General features: G+C 69.5%; 12 protein-coding genes. 11 read left to right on the top strand and 1 reads right to left on the bottom strand.

Annotated elements, in window-relative coordinates; genetic code table 11:
• Nucleotides 1-102: 102 nt before the first annotated feature.
• Nucleotides 103-225, bottom strand: a complete 123-nt coding sequence (locus ABZ463_RS37280) for a hypothetical protein (RefSeq protein ID WP_362783966.1) — start codon at nucleotides 223-225, stop codon at nucleotides 103-105.
• Between the two features lie 190 nt (nucleotides 226-415).
• On the opposite strand from ABZ463_RS37280, the gene ABZ463_RS37275 reads away from it, so the two are divergent.
• From ABZ463_RS37275 to ABZ463_RS37225, 11 genes are all read left to right on the top strand, one after another.
• Complete coding sequence (locus tag ABZ463_RS37275; RefSeq protein WP_362783964.1) at nucleotides 416-2,248, top strand: BTAD domain-containing putative transcriptional regulator; 1,833 nt, start codon at nucleotides 416-418, stop codon at nucleotides 2,246-2,248.
• Nucleotides 2,249-2,281: 33 nt separating this feature from the next.
• On the top strand, nucleotides 2,282-3,436 hold the full coding sequence (locus ABZ463_RS37270; RefSeq protein WP_352014862.1) for a sensor histidine kinase: 1,155 nt from the start codon (nucleotides 2,282-2,284) through the stop codon (nucleotides 3,434-3,436).
• Nucleotides 3,390-4,088, top strand: a complete 699-nt coding sequence (locus tag ABZ463_RS37265) for a response regulator transcription factor (protein ID WP_352014863.1) — start codon at nucleotides 3,390-3,392, stop codon at nucleotides 4,086-4,088. The genes ABZ463_RS37270 and ABZ463_RS37265 overlap by 47 nt, the downstream gene beginning before the upstream one ends.
• Before the next feature lie 106 nt (nucleotides 4,089-4,194).
• Entirely contained in the window at nucleotides 4,195-5,634 is a 1,440-nt protein-coding gene (locus ABZ463_RS37260) for an alpha/beta fold hydrolase (RefSeq protein ID WP_362783960.1), read from the top strand.
• A 126-nt stretch (nucleotides 5,635-5,760) separates the two neighbouring features.
• Entirely contained in the window at nucleotides 5,761-5,886 is a 126-nt protein-coding gene (locus tag ABZ463_RS37255) for a lasso RiPP family leader peptide-containing protein (RefSeq protein WP_352002374.1), read from the top strand.
• Nucleotides 5,887-5,965: 79 nt separating this feature from the next.
• Complete coding sequence (locus tag ABZ463_RS37250; RefSeq protein ID WP_362783957.1) at nucleotides 5,966-7,765, top strand: asparagine synthase-related protein; 1,800 nt, start codon at nucleotides 5,966-5,968, stop codon at nucleotides 7,763-7,765.
• Nucleotides 7,765-8,022, top strand: coding sequence for a lasso peptide biosynthesis PqqD family chaperone (locus ABZ463_RS37245; protein WP_352014866.1), 258 nt, complete (start codon nucleotides 7,765-7,767; stop codon nucleotides 8,020-8,022). The genes ABZ463_RS37250 and ABZ463_RS37245 overlap by 1 nt, the downstream gene beginning before the upstream one ends.
• A complete protein-coding gene (locus tag ABZ463_RS37240) occupies nucleotides 8,019-8,441 on the top strand; it encodes a lasso peptide biosynthesis B2 protein (RefSeq protein ID WP_352014867.1) in 423 nt (140 codons plus the stop codon). Before ABZ463_RS37245 ends, ABZ463_RS37240 begins: the two co-directional genes overlap by 4 nt.
• Nucleotides 8,438-9,202 carry an ABC transporter ATP-binding protein gene (locus ABZ463_RS37235; RefSeq protein WP_352014868.1) on the top strand — a complete coding sequence of 255 codons (765 nt, stop codon included), beginning with the start codon at nucleotides 8,438-8,440 and terminating at the stop codon, nucleotides 9,200-9,202. The genes ABZ463_RS37240 and ABZ463_RS37235 overlap by 4 nt, the downstream gene beginning before the upstream one ends.
• Nucleotides 9,202-11,766 carry an ABC transporter permease gene (locus ABZ463_RS37230; protein ID WP_362783952.1) on the top strand — a complete coding sequence of 855 codons (2,565 nt, stop codon included), beginning with the start codon at nucleotides 9,202-9,204 and terminating at the stop codon, nucleotides 11,764-11,766. Before ABZ463_RS37235 ends, ABZ463_RS37230 begins: the two co-directional genes overlap by 1 nt.
• Nucleotides 11,766-13,520, top strand: a complete 1,755-nt coding sequence (locus tag ABZ463_RS37225; protein ID WP_362783950.1) for an ABC transporter ATP-binding protein — start codon at nucleotides 11,766-11,768, stop codon at nucleotides 13,518-13,520. Before ABZ463_RS37230 ends, ABZ463_RS37225 begins: the two co-directional genes overlap by 1 nt.
• Nucleotides 13,521-13,527: the final 7 nt, after the last annotated feature.

The following is a 13,527-nucleotide window of genomic DNA, read 5'->3' as shown; positions in this document are numbered from 1 at the left end:
GCCGGTCGTCGAACGGAAAGCGCTTCCGAAAACCCCGTCCACGGCGAACTCCGAAGCGCCTCTCGAACGCGCCGCCTCGGTCCTCCCGAGCACGGTGGGAGATCAGTCCCAGGGGGTGTCGACCAGGGAAACCGACGGAAGAGGGCCGGCGCAGGCGGCGGTCGCGGCATAAAGCAGGGTGGCGGCGGTGACGATGGTGGTGATGACCAATTTCCTGACCGGCATGGTTACGGCCTTTCGCCTCGGTTGAACTCGCTGACTGCGACAGCAGGAACGTAGAGAGAAAGTCCTTTGCGGCCCTATCCCGCGCCTTACTCGCCCGGACGAGCCACCCGCGATAGAACGGCGATAGAGCCATGACAGCCGCCTGCTCATCATGGAACCTGAAAGGGTTGCCACCGGCAGGAGGCGAGACATGGTGCGAGAGGCGGGCGGTCGGTCAGCGGAGCGGACACGCGCGAGGACGAGCCGGTCCACCGGCAGGGCGACGCGCTTCGGCTTCCTGGGAGCCGTGGCGTTGTGGAAGGAGGACGGGGAGGTCAGGCTCTCCACAAGACGGGCGAGGACGGTCATGGCCCGGCTGCTTCTCTCCCCGGGCCAGTTGGTGAGCATGGACGCCCTGGTGGACGGGCTCTACGGCGAGCGTCCTGTCAAGAGCGCGCGCAACCAGATCCACCGAGGGGTCGGGGAACTCCGGCAACAGGGCGTCCTCATCGTCGAGCAGGACGGTTCCTACCTGCTCAGCACCCCCACCGAGGTGATCGACGCGTGGCGGTTCAAGAGCCTGACCGAGTCCGCCAGGACCGCGGCGCACCCCCGGGACAAGGTCAGGCTCCTGCAGGAGGCGCTGAAGGTCTGGCGTGGCCCGGCTCTGGCCGGGTTGGACAGCCAGGTGTTCAGGGCAGCGGCTGAGGAGTGGGAGGAGCGGCGGCTGACGGCGATCCAGGAGCGCTTCGGAGCCGACCTGGCCCTCGGCAACCACAACGACCTGATCCCCGAGATCCGGCGCCTGACCAGCGAACACCCGATGCGTGAGCACTTCTCCTGGCAGCTCATGACGGCCTGTTACCGGGCCGGTAGGACCGGGGAGGCCATCGCCGCCTTCACCAGGCTCCGTGAGGAGCTCGCCGAACAGCTGGGCATCGACCCCTCTCCCGAGTTGCGGCACCTGTACGAGCAGATCCTCCGCCAGGAACCCGTACCGACAGAGGACGCGCCGGTTCCCCGGCAGCTCCCGCCCCGCCCTCTGAAGATCACCGGCCGGTCCTGGGAGTTGGAGCGGATCCGGACGGCGCTGGAACGGGGCAGCCGCACGGTGGCGATCACCGGAGCCAGTGGCTCGGGCAAGACGACGCTGGCCCTGGAGGCGGCCCACGGTTCGGCGGAGCTCTTTCCCGACGGGCAGCTCTACAACACCGAGCCGGACGACGTGCTGCCCGGCATGCTGCGCGCGCTGGGCGACACGAGGGTGCCGAAACGGCAGGACGAACAGAACGGCCGCCTGCGCACTCTCCTGGCCAGTCGGCGCATCCTCATCGTGGTGGAGAACGTGGCCGGCGCGGCGCAGGTCCGCTCGTTCCTTCCGGCCTGCCGGGAGTGCGCGCTCATCGTCACCAGCCGTTCGTCCCTCTCCTCGCTGCGTGAAGCCGTACAGATCACGCTGGGCGGTCTGTCCGTCGATGACGCGTGGGCGCTTCTCGCCGACGGTGTGGGGGCCCATCGCCTGGCGGCCGAGCCCGAGGCCACCCATCGGGTGATCGAACTGTGTGACGGCCTGCCTCTGGCCGTGGACATCATCGCCGCGAAACTGGCCGCCAGACCGCACTGGGACATCGCCACCCTGGCCGCCCGTCTGGAGGACCCCGGCAGAATCCTGTCCGAGCTGCGCCATGACGACCTCGACATCCGCGCCGCCCTCGACAGCGGTTACCTCTCGCTGTCCCCTGAGGCCAGGACGCTGCTCAGGAAGATCGGCTACTCCGGAAAACAGGATGTCTCGGTCCAGGACGCCTCGTGTTTGGAGAAGATCTCACCGGCCGAGGCGGAATGGCGGATCGAGGCCCTCGTCGATGCGCGGATGCTCACGGTCTCCGGAATGGAAAGCGGTGGGCGGTTCACGTATCACTGCCCTCCGATGGTGCTGGCGCACTCAAGGGAACGGGCCCTGACCGAAGATCAGATCACCGAACTCGACGCGGCCGTCAGCCGCGTTCTCACCGGGATGGAAGACTCGACAGGTCGCCATTGATCTCCAAACCACAGGGGGGCAGAGTGCAGAACTGTGCGGCGTAGGCGTTTCGGCGGATCCCGGACCGCGGACTGCCTGGTCATCCTGTTCGCCTGGATACTGTCCTCCTCCGGCGCGAGCGGGACCGCTCTCATCGTTCAGGCGCTCATCGGCGGTCTGGCCTCGGTCGCCCTGTTCCGGCGACGGACACAACCCGTCCCGGTCCTGGTCGTCAACCTCGTGTGCGCCCTGGCGACACAGCTCCTGGTATCGCATCCGGTGCTGCCCGGGGCGCTGGCGGTGGCCCTGTACGCCGTCGGCAGGCACGCTCCGCCCCGCGTCTCCTGGACGGCGGCGGTGATCGCCGGTCTGGTCTACGGCGGCACGCTCGTTGTCCTGCACGCCCTCGGCTCCCCGATCCTCAACCGGGACGCGGACGGACAGCTGTCCGTGGCCTTCCTCGTCGCCGCGCTGCTGCTGTGTCCGCTTTTCCTGCTGGTCGCCTTCGGGTGTCTGGTGCGGCTACGCCACGAGCTGAGAGAACGTGAACGGTCCGAACTGGAGGCGACGGCCGTACGGGCCGAGCGGGCGCGTATCGCGCGGGAGCTCCACGACGTGGTGGCCCACCACATCAGTACGGTGAACGTCCTGCTCGGCGCGGCACGGACGATCCTGCGCAAGGACCCCGACCGGGCGGAGACGGCGCTGGCCACGGCTGAGCGGAACGGTCGCGACGCCATAGCGGAGCTGCGGCACCTGTTGCACGTGCTGCGCGCCGAGCAGACGCACAGACCCGAGAGTGAGGACCACGCGACGGGGGTCGCCCTTCTGCCCTCTCTCGTGGAGCGGGCACGGGGCGCCGGGCAGCGGGTCCGGCTTGAGGTGACCGGAGATTCGTTCCCGCTGGGGGCCACCGTGGACAACGCGGTCTACCGGATCGTCCAGGAGGCGCTGACCAACTCCCGCAAACACGCCGCCGGAGCCGCGGCCACCGTCACGGTGGCCTACCTTCCCGGGGCTGTCGAGGTGGAGGTGAGCGACGACGGCCCGGCCGTACAGCACACGTCGGAGACGAACGGCTTCGGCCTGCGTGGAATCACCGAGCGTGTCACCCTTTGTGGCGGGGAACTGCAGATCGGGTCCGTTCCAGAGGGAGGTTTCCGTGTCCGTGCACGCATCCCGGCCGATCAGGGTGCTGATCGTCGATGACCAGGCGCTGATCCGGGCGGGTTTCGGGATGATCCTTGAGGCCCAGGAGGACATCGTCGTGGTGGGCGAGGCCGAGGACGGCGACGCGGCGTGCCGGATGTGCGCGCGGTCGGCTCCGGACGTGGTGCTGATGGACGTCCACATGCCCAAGGGCGTCGACGGCATCACCGCCACCAGGCGCATCACCGCCGAGCATCCCGGCGTCCGGGTGGTCGTGATCAGCACCTTCGACCTCGACGAACATGTCATGGAGGCGCTGTACGCCGGGGCGTCCGGTTTCGTGTCCAAGGAGATCCCCCCCGAGGAGCTGGTGCGAGCGGTACGGATCGCTCACGAGGGCGAGTCCGTGGTGGCCCCCCGGCTGCTGACCAGGCTGATCGAGAACTTCGTCCGCTCACCGCCGCCACGCCACCGTCCCAGGCTGACGGGCGTCACCGACCGCGAGCAGGACGTGCTGGTGTTGATCGCCCGCGGCCACTCGAACGCCGAGATCTCCGCCGCTCTCAAGGTCACCAGATCGACCGTCAAGAACCACGTGACCAGCCTCTTCGCCAAAACCGGGGTACGCGACCGGGCCCAGGCGGTGATTCTGGCCTACGAGGCCGGACTCGTGAAGCCGGGGGACCAGGCCCCCAGAGCGGCCGGCTCGTAGGACTCGGGTCCCAGGGCGAGGACCCTCTTGGAGGGGGAGGAAACCCCGCAGGTCAGCGGCGATCCTGAAGAAGTCCGCAGAACACGGCTTCTTCATGGAGAGCACCATGAAACTGCTGGCCGCCGGTTTCCTCATGACCGCGACGACCCTGTACACGGTGACACCCGCCTCCACTGCTCCCATGATCGACTGGAGGCCCTGCCCGAACGACGTGGCCGCGCAGTGCGCGAGTCTGCGGGTTCCCGTGGACTGGGCGCGTCCAGAGGGCCGGACGATCGCACTGCGGCTCATGAAGCTGCCGGCCCTCGCGCCGGACAGGCGCATCGGCACCCTGTTCGACGTCCCCGGCGGGCCGGGGGAAAGCGGCACGGAGGCGCTGAAGCGCCCCTCTGAGCTGCACAAAGCGCTGCGTCAGCGGTTCGACGTCGTCGGCTACGACCCGCGTACCGCCGTGGCCCTGTCGGCTCTTCCCGCCTCGTGCACCCGGACCTGGTCCACGCTCACCGACCCGCGCGACCATGCCGCCTACGCCGGACAGGTCAGGGCCCTGAGCAGAGGGGTCGCCGCCTGCAGGCGCGACGATCGCACCGGCCTGCTCACCCACCTCGACTCGATCTCCGCGGCCAGGGACATGGAGGCGGTCCGCCGAGCCCTCGGCGAGACCCGGCTCACCTTCACCGTCAGGTCGTACGGCGGGGTGCCGATGACGGCCTACGCCCGCCTGTTCCCCGAGCGCGTCCGCGCCGCCTACCTCGACGGGGTTCCCGACCACGTTGACGCGTGGACCGGCAGAGGCAGGGAGTGGCTCACGGGCACCGAGCAGGCCTTCGACCGTTTCGTCTCCTGGTGCGCCGCCACCACCGCGTGCGAACTGCACGGCAGGAACGTCAGGTCGCTTTGGCGCCGGCTGGTCCGCCGGGCCGACGCGTTCCCTGTCCCCGTGCTGAAGGGGGCCTTCGCCGGGCGCGAGCTCACCGGCTGGCACCTCAGGATCTCCGCTCCCGTCCTCCTGCTGCCCGGTGTCGCCGGCGACAGCTCCTGGCGTGCCTTCGCGGCGTCCGTACGGGGAGCCCTGCGGGGGGACGCCTCGGGGTTCGCGATGCCGAGCCTCGGAAACCTGCGGCACTGGACCAGGCCGGTGGTTCTCGCCCTGCAGTGCCCGGACGGCCTCTGGGGCAGGACCGGTTACCCGGCCCTCCGCGGAAACCGTGGGCTTCTCGAACGGCTCTCCCCCGACTTCGGTGCCCTGTCCTATCCCAACCTGGCGTGTACCGGCTGGACCGTCCCCCTTGCCAATCCGCCCCGGCCACTGCCCGCGAGGAGGCTTCCCCCCTTCCTCGGAGCGGGAACCCACCCGGGCGACTACACGCCGACCCGCCGCCTGCTCAGGCACATCCCGGGCTCGGCGACCGTGCGCTACGACGGCCCGGGTCACGTCATCTACCTGGGCGGAATGCCGGGCGCCCACTGCGTGGTCGAGCACGCGGTGCGCTACCTGACCGACCTCACCCTGCCCTCGGGTGCCGTCTGCCGGGCGAAGAAGTGACGAGGAAGCGTGCGGGAAACGGGGCCTGCGAGAGTTTCACATGTCAGCAAGGACGGGGCGAAACAAAAAACGCCCCGGCCGTTAAAACTAAAAAACACGCGAAACGCGTTTTCGAAAGGAAGAAACATGAACGAGAAGACCTTCGTCTACGAGGTTCCGGCTCTGGTCGAGGTTGGCGACTTCTCCGAGCTCACCCAGCTCACCAACCGCGGCAAGTGGGCCGACAGCATCTGGGGCTACTACTTCGACTAATTCGAAGAGTAACTAGCCGCGACGGTGTCCGGCGGCGGCGCCGCCGGACACCGTCTCCAACACGGAAAAGGAGGCCGGGATGAAATTCATCATTTTTCCCGACAATCCGGAAGCGGACAGGATCAGGAGTATCCTTCCCACCGCGCTCGGCGAGAAAGTGTTGACGCATCGTTCCGGCCGACCGTGGCTTCTGGGCCAGTGGCCCGACTTCGACATCGTCCAGGCTGAGTCGGCACACGCCAGGGTCGCCCTTCTGGGAACGGTGGACATCACCGAGACCGCCCTGGCCGAACGGCTCCGCCGGGTCCGCTCCATACGTGACCTCGACGCCCTGGCGAGCTCGATCGCGGGGTCGTTCCACCTGATCGGCTCCGTGAACGGCACGGTAAGGGCACAGGGCAGCATCTCGACCGCCCGGCAGATCTTCTACGGCACCGTCATGGGCGTCACCGTCGCCGCGGATCGCCCGCAGAGTCTGGCCGAGCTCACGGGGGCCGGGATCGATGAGGAACGTCTGGCGCTACACCTGCTCACCCCGTTCGGAGCGCCGTGGCCGTTGAACGAGGTGAGCATGTGGAAGGGCGTCCGCGCCCTGACACCGGGGTGCTACCTGGAGATCTCCGCCAACGGCGCCGATCGCCAGGTGCCCTGGTGGACGCCTCCCGAGCCCACGGTCCCGCTGGCCGAGGGAGCGGTGAAGGTCCGCGAGGCCCTGGACGCCGCGGTCACGGCCAGAAGCCGGGGAACCGGCGTCCTCAGCTCGGACTTCTCCGGCGGAGTGGACTCCACCAGCCTGTGTTTCCTCGCCGCCGGGAAGAGCAGTGAGCTGGTCACCGTCCACTACGAGGCCTCGGGCAGCCTGAACGACGACAAGCACTGGACCGACCTCTGCAGAACCGACCTGCCGCACGCCCGGCATCTGACCGTACCGCGCGGCACGGGCCCCGCCCTGTACTCCCCTTTGGCCGAGGCCCGGCTCGACCTTGAGGGGCCTGCTCCTCTGGCCCGCCCCCGCGCGCGCATCGAGCACGTGCTGCGGCTGGCCGCCGAAACCGGTGCCACCCGACACATGCAGGGAACGGGGGGCGACGAGCTGTTCTTCGCCACCACCACCTGCCTGCACTCTCTGTCACGCCAACAACCGCGACGGTCCATGCGGCACATCAGGGCCGCCGCGTCACGATATCGCTGGAACCTGGCCACCACGGTGCGCCAGATGTCCGCCATCAAGCCCTACGCCCGCTGGCTGGCCAGGAGCACCGACCAGCTCACCGACCAGCGGGTCTGGGGATACGAGACCGGGTGGGAACCGTCCCTCCGCATGCCACCCTGGGCAACCGAGGAGGCCGTGCTGACCGCGCGCAGGTTGATCCGCGAGGCGGCGGCCGCGGGCCCCGAACCGTTCTCCCCCCTGCCGGTCCAGCACGAGATGATCCGCGCCGTACAGGCGAACGGCTGGATCATCCGCGGAGTCTCCCGGATCGCGGAGCAGTTCGGCATCCTGCTGGAGGCTCCGTACACCGATGACCGTGTCCTTGAGGCTGCGCTCTCCATCCGCCTTGAGGACCGGATCTCGCCCACCCACATGAAACCCGTCCTCGCCACCGCGATGCGAGGGCTGGTCCCCCATGTCCTCGACCGCCAGACCAAGGCCGACGGAAGCACCGACTTCTACGAGGGGTTGCGCCGGCACCGGCACGAGCTCTGGGCCATGTGCGAGGACTCACACCTGGCCAGGATGGGTCTCATCGACCCTGAGGCGATCCGCCCGGTCCTCTTCGGAGAGCACGCGGACGCACGGCCGTTCATGCCGTTCGACTCCACGCTGGGTGTCGAACTCTGGCTTCGATCCACAGCCGACCGTGAAGGAGCACCGTGATGGCCTGGCGTCTGCCCGCGCATGTGACGTTCACCGAAACCGACACCGGGGCGGTCCTTCTGGACAACCGCCGCGGCAGATACTGGCAGACCAACGACACCGCGGCGATCGTGCTGAAGTGCCTCATGGCCGAGGGGGACCTCGAATCGGCGGTCGCGGTGCTGCGTGAACGGTACCCGGACGCGGCGGACCGGGCCGCCGACGACGTCCAGCAGATGATCGAGAAGCTGGCCGCGGCCAAGCTGGTGACCCGGTGAGTCCCAAGATGGTGGCGCTTCAGCAGGCCACCGCGCCCCCCTGGCGGCTACGCCCCGTCGTGCTGGCCGCCATCCTCCTGGCCTGGCCGCTGGCCCGTTGCGCCCCCTACCGGTTGCACGCCGTACTCCGCTCCCTGAGCAAAGGGGCCAGGGCGGCGACCGCGGAGGAGGCGGAGCGGGCCAGAAACGCGATCGTGGGCCTGAGCCTCAGGCACGGTGGCCCGCGCTGCCTCGAACGATCCATCGCGATCGCCCTCATGTGCCGGGCGGCGGGCAGCTGGCCGGACTGGTGCGCGGGTGTGAGCACCCACCCCTTCGAGGCCCACGCGTGGGTCGAGGCGGAGGGGGAGCCCATCGGTGAGAACCCCGACGAGATCATTCATTTCTTCATCACCATGAAAGTGTCGGTCCGCTCATGACTGTGCAGAAGACCTCCGTGGAACAGCGGCTCTCATCCGCCGTGGGTCTGGAGCAGGTGAGTCACGTCTACGGCGCGAACGAGACCACCGTCACCGCGCTGAAGAACGTGACGTGGTCCTTCACGCCGGGCTCCTTCACCGCGGTGATGGGGCCCTCGGGCTCCGGCAAGACGACCTTGCTGCAGTGCGTGGCGGGACTGCTCGAACCCACCGACGGCTCGGTTCTCCTCGGCGAGCACCGCCTCAACGGGATGTCGGAGAAGAAGCTGGCGACCATCCGCCGTGACCTGATCGGCTTCGTCTTCCAGGCCTTCAACCTGATCCCGGCGCTCACCGCCGCCGAGAACATCACGCTCCCCCTCCGGCTGGCGCACCGTGCCACGGACCAGGCCTGGATGAACGAACTCGCCAGTCGCGCCGGCATCGCCAACCGCCTGAGCCACCGGCCGCACGAGCTGTCCGGCGGGCAGCAGCAGCGGGTGGCCATCTGCCGGGCGTTGATCACCAAGCCACGCGTCCTCTGCGCCGACGAACCGACCGGTGCCCTGGACAAGGCCTCAAGCAAGGCGGTGCTGTCGGTGCTGCGCGACGCCGTCACCGAACTCGCCCAGACCGTGATCATGGTGACCCACGATCCGGTCGCCGCCGCCCACGCCGACCAGGTGCTCTTCCTCGTGGACGGAAGGATCGTCGACGTCATGACGGCGCCCACCCCCGAGCGGGTGGCCGCCACCATGACGCGTCTGGCAGGTGAGGACTGATGCTGTCCATCGCATGGAGCACGCTGCGGCGTCAGCCGGGCGTGCTGCTCGGGGCGTTCCTGATGATCGCCATCGGGTCCGGCCTGATCAACGCGTTCGCCGTCATCCAGTACTCGGCGACGCACGCGGAGGCACCGGTCGAACGGTACTCGGCCGTCCCCGTCGTGGCGGGAGGGGGCACGGGGCTGTTCACCCAGGAAGCGGTCAAGCGGGTCCGGGGGCTTTCCTCCGTCCGCGAGGTCGTGCCGGAGCTGACGTTCACCGCGATCGTGCTGGACAGGCACGGGCAGCCGGTGCTTCCGCTCACGAGAATCGCGCAGTTCGGTCACGCCGCGGCGAGCGCGAAACTCACCCCCTTCGCTCTCCGTGAGGGCCGGTGGCCCGCCGGCCCCGACGAGGTGGTGCTGGACCGGGAGCTGGCCGAGGCGGCCGGGGTGTCTCTCGGACAGCCGGTGCCGGTGCTCGTGGCCGGCGCGAGCCGTACCTACCGGCTGGCCGGGACGGCGGAGCCCGGATCCTCAACAGGGCCGCTGCCCTACCAGCGCACGCTCTTCTTCGCCGACGAGCGCGCCGCCGAGCTGGCCGGACGCGGCGCCGGACGGGTGGACGCGCTGGGGATCTCCGTCAACTCCGGGTTCAGCCCCGCGACGGTCGCGGCGGAGGCCGAATCCCTGCTGAGCCAGACGGTCCGGGGTGACGCCCCGGGACCGGCGGGGCTGCCGACCCTGCGCGTGGCCGCGGGAGCCGACCGCGGCGTACTGGAGGGAAGCCTGCCCGACGACCGGGCGACCGGACAGACCATGAGCATGCTGACCGCGATCGTCGCCCTCATGGCCATCACCGTGATCAGCGGCGCGCTGATCACGTCGATCCGCCGCCGTTCCCGGCAGCTCGCCCTGCTCAGGGCGGTCGGCGCCACCCCGGGTCAGGTCAGGTCCCTCTGCCACGCGGAGGCACTGATCCTCACGCTGGTCGGCGGAGTCGTCGGAGGTGTCCTGGGGCTGGGGATGGCCGAACTGCTCGTTGTCGCCCTGCGTTCCAGGGAGATCTTCAACCCGGCGTTCCGGGTGAGCTACAGCGCGCAGCCGATGGTTCTGGCCCTCGTCGCCACCATCCTGGCCGGCCAGGTGGCCGCCTGGCTGACGGCACGCACCGCGTTGAGAATCAGGCCCGCGGAGGCTCTTGCCGACTCCGTCGCGGTGACCGAGCAGACCGGGAAGAGCACTCTCAAGATCGTGGTGGGTGTCCTGGCGCTGGCCGGCGCGGGCACCGTCCAGGTCCTTGGCATGACCGGTCTGATGCCGCCCGCCCTGCGTGGCGTCTACGGCGTGCTGGCGAGCGGGCTGGTCATGGTCGGCATCGGGTTCATCGGTTCCTGGGTGGTCTACGGACTGGCCCGGGCCAGCCGTGCCCCCATCACCGCGCTCTCCTCGGTCAGCGGCTATCTGGCCGCCGCGAACGTACGGTTCCAGCACCGCCGGTACGCGGGGGTCGTGGCACCGCTCGCTGTGGGAGTGGCGATCGCGGGGTGGGCCCTGAGCAGCCTCCCGCTCTACACGCTCAGCACGACGGAGGAGGCGGCGGAGCGGATCAGCGCGGACTACATCCTCAGGACGCCGCTGATCCGCGACGCCTACATCGGGCTCAGTGAGAAGACCCGGCAGGAGGTGGCGGGCATCGCCGGTGTCACGGCCACCGTCGGCCTGTGGGACGCCTGGGCTCAGGCCACGCCCGTACGCACGGGATCGGCCGGGGGGATCCAGGACACCGCCGCCACCTACGCGACCGTGACCACCGGCAAGGTCGACGGGCTGCTCGACCTCCAGATCCAGCAGGGCAGACTCTCCGACGAGGGAGTCGCCGTGGGCCACTCCTACGCGCAGCAGCGTGGCATCTCGCTCGGAGACCGGGTGGAGGTACGCATCACGGGCGCGTCGTCCCCGGTCGTCCTGCCGGTCACGGCCGTCTTCGGCCTGGACAAGGGCGGCCAGGAGGGTCTGCTGCTGCCCGGCCGTGCCCTCTCGGGCCATGTGGCCACGCCCGCCTACAACCGGATCCTGGTCCAGGCCGAACCCGCCGCGCAGTCGCGACTCCACGACGTCGCCGGAGGGAGCGGACTGGTCAAGGTCGAGTCGACGGGGGAGTTCCGTCAGCGGTACGTGGCGGAGCGCGCGGCCGGCACCTCCAGCATCGGCATCCTCGCCGTGGTTCTGGTGGGCGGCTTCCTCCTGTTGGCCGCGGTCAGCGCGCTGGTGCTGAGCGCGGTGGACCGCGCAGGGGAGTTCAACTCCTTCCGCCAGATCAGCGCGGCCCCGCGGCAGATCATCGTGATGGTCGTCTACGAGATGGTGCTGACGGTCGTCCCCGCCTGGTTGCTGGGGGTGATGGCGACCGCGTGGATGGCCTTCCTCATGGCGGGCGGAGACGTCGCGGCGGCCGTACGGGCGATGCCCGTGGGCACCCTCGCCACCTTCGGGCTGGTCGGGCTGGTCACCGCCGTCGCCGGATGCCTGGTGGCCTCGCGTACGGCGATGAGAAGCCTCAACCGATTCGAGATGGGCTGATGAACGCCACGACGGGAGACATCCGGACACGCCTGCCCGCCTGGCGGCTCCTGGCGAGCCACAGCCTTCCACACCGCGGGCCGCTCCTGGCGGGCGGTGCCCTGAACCTCGTGGGAACCGCGGCCGGACTCGCCCAGCCACTGGTCGCCAAGCAGGTCATCGATGCGATCGGCGTGGGAGGGACGTCGTGGAGCCCGGTGCTGGCACTCGTCGGGCTCGTCGTCCTCAGCGCGCTCTGCGCCGCGTGGGGCACCTACCTGCTGGAACGGGTGGCGGCGTCCGTCGTGTGCCGCGCCCGTGGCAACCTCATCACGAGGATCATGCGTTTACGGGTCGACGCGCTGGACCGCCCCGGCGACCTGATCTCACGGGTGACCTCCGACACGACGCTTCTGAGCGGCGCCGCCTCGCAAGCCCTGGTGGAGCCGCTCAGCGGCGCCCTCATGCTCGTCGGCGGCATCACGCTGATGGCCCTGCTCGACCTTCCGCTGCTCGCCGTCACCGCGGGCATCCTGATCCTCATTCTGGGAGTGGTCGGCCTGGCCATGCCCAGGATCTCGCGCGCCCAGCAGGGTGTGCAGCAGTCGGTCGGAGAGATCACGACGGCTCTGGAACGGGCGCTCGGCGCCTTCCGCACCGTGAAGGCGAGCGGTATGGAGAGCGCCGAGATATCCCGGCTGGGAACCGCCGTCGACCAGGCGTGGCGGCATACCGTCGGCGCGGCGAAGTGGGCCGCGCTCGCCCGGGTCTCCTCGGGGCTCGCCATCCAGGTGGCCTTCCTCACCGTGCTCGGGGCCGGGGCCGCCCGGGTCGCGTCCGGTGATCTCCCCGTGTCCTCGCTGGTGGCGTTTCTGCTGTACCTGTTCAACCTGGGCCAGCCGATCGCGACCCTCGTGCAGGGCGCCACGGAGATGCAGGTGGGCCTGGCCGCCGTACGTCGCATGCGCGAAGTGGAGGACCTGCCGGTCGAGGCGGAGGGGCGGCCCACGGCCACGGTGGACAAGCCCGTCTACCGGCAGGCCACGGCCGCCTTCCAGAAGGTCTCCTTCGGCTACGGCGAGGAGCCCGTCCTGCGCGAGGTCAGCTTCACCGTCGCCGGCGGCGAGGTCACGGCGGTCGTGGGCGCGTCCGGCGCCGGAAAGACCACCCTCTTCTCCCTGCTGGAGCGCTTCTACGAGCCGTCGTCGGGGATCGTCACGCTCGACGGCAAGGACGTGCGGCAGTGGCCGCTGGCCGAACTGCGTCAGCAGATCGGTTACGTCGAGCAGGACGCCCCCGTTCTGGCCGGCACGCTCAGGGAAAACCTGTGTTACGCCACGCAGGAGGTCTCCGAACAGGAGCTGGAACACGCGCTGGCCAGGACGAGGCTCACCGAGTTCGTCGCGAACCTGCCCGACGGTCTCGAAACGCGGATCGGCCACCGGGGCACGACGCTCTCCGGTGGACAGCGTCAGCGGATAGCCATCGCACGTGCCCTGCTGCGTCGTCCGCGGATCCTGCTGATGGACGAGGCGACCTCCCAGCTCGACGCGGCCAACGAGCTCGCGCTGCGGGAGACGATGACCGCCGTGGCGAAGACGACCACGGTCGTCATGATCGCCCATCGGCTCTCCACCGTGGTGGGGGCCGACCGCATCGTGGTGTTGGAGGGCGGGCGGGTGCGTGCCAGCGGAACCCACGAGGAACTGCTGGCGGCGGACGGCTTCTATCGGGAACTCGTCGGCAGCCAGCTCCTTTCCGGCCGGCGCGCCTGAGGAATGC

Source organism: Streptosporangium sp. NPDC020145, assembly GCF_040631275.1.
Classification (GTDB): domain Bacteria; phylum Actinomycetota; class Actinomycetes; order Streptosporangiales; family Streptosporangiaceae; genus Streptosporangium.
Note: the sequence above shows the minus strand (reverse complement) of the source record. Positions and strands in the feature narration are given on the sequence as shown.

Excerpts from the sequence above, each read along its gene's own strand:
- ABZ463_RS37280 (WP_362783966.1), bottom strand. The coding sequence starts at position 225 with ATGCCGGTCAGGAAATTGGTCATCACCACCATCGTCACCGCCGCCACC.
- ABZ463_RS37275 (WP_362783964.1), top strand. The coding sequence starts at position 416 with ATGGTGCGAGAGGCGGGCGGTCGGTCAGCGGAGCGGACACGCGCGAGG.
- ABZ463_RS37260 (WP_362783960.1), top strand. The coding sequence starts at position 4,195 with ATGAAACTGCTGGCCGCCGGTTTCCTCATGACCGCGACGACCCTGTAC.
- ABZ463_RS37255 (WP_352002374.1), top strand. The coding sequence starts at position 5,761 with ATGAACGAGAAGACCTTCGTCTACGAGGTTCCGGCTCTGGTCGAGGTT.
- ABZ463_RS37250 (WP_362783957.1), top strand. The coding sequence starts at position 5,966 with ATGAAATTCATCATTTTTCCCGACAATCCGGAAGCGGACAGGATCAGG.
- ABZ463_RS37245 (WP_352014866.1), top strand. The coding sequence starts at position 7,765 with ATGGCCTGGCGTCTGCCCGCGCATGTGACGTTCACCGAAACCGACACC.
- ABZ463_RS37235 (WP_352014868.1), top strand. The coding sequence starts at position 8,438 with ATGACTGTGCAGAAGACCTCCGTGGAACAGCGGCTCTCATCCGCCGTG.
- ABZ463_RS37230 (WP_362783952.1), top strand. The coding sequence starts at position 9,202 with ATGCTGTCCATCGCATGGAGCACGCTGCGGCGTCAGCCGGGCGTGCTG.
- ABZ463_RS37225 (WP_362783950.1), top strand. The coding sequence starts at position 11,766 with ATGAACGCCACGACGGGAGACATCCGGACACGCCTGCCCGCCTGGCGG.